This is a genomic window from Winogradskyella ouciana, from assembly GCF_009709615.1.
Lineage (GTDB): Bacteria > Bacteroidota > Bacteroidia > Flavobacteriales > Flavobacteriaceae > Winogradskyella > Winogradskyella ouciana.
Window position 1 is genome coordinate 1 of record NZ_WJYA01000043.1, and the last position, 311, is coordinate 311.

Sequence of the window (311 nt, forward strand, 5' to 3'; positions counted from 1 at the left end):
GATCCAACAGATACGACGATTCCACAGGCAGCAAGCATCGCTATAGAGAAGACCAGTAGTTTAGACCTAGGAGTTGACGGCATCGCCACACCGGGTGACATAATAACGTATACCTATACAGTCACCAACACAGGTAACACGACCTTATTTGATGTTAGTGTCACAGAAGACGCAGCGGACTTTACAGGAACGGGTACCTTACCAACACCGACCTATGTCAGTGGAGGAACGGACGAAGACGGAGAAGCCGACCTGGAAGATATGGTAGTAGGTAGTGGAACGATAGTTTACACAGCGACCTATGCGATCAC

Annotated in this window: 1 protein-coding gene; it reads left to right on the forward strand. The window is 48.9% G+C overall.

Going from position 1 to position 311, the window contains the following annotated elements:
• Positions 1–311: CLIPPER-2 domain-containing protein (locus F1003_RS18540; protein WP_155090344.1), on the forward strand; the 311-nt coding region annotated here is incomplete at both ends.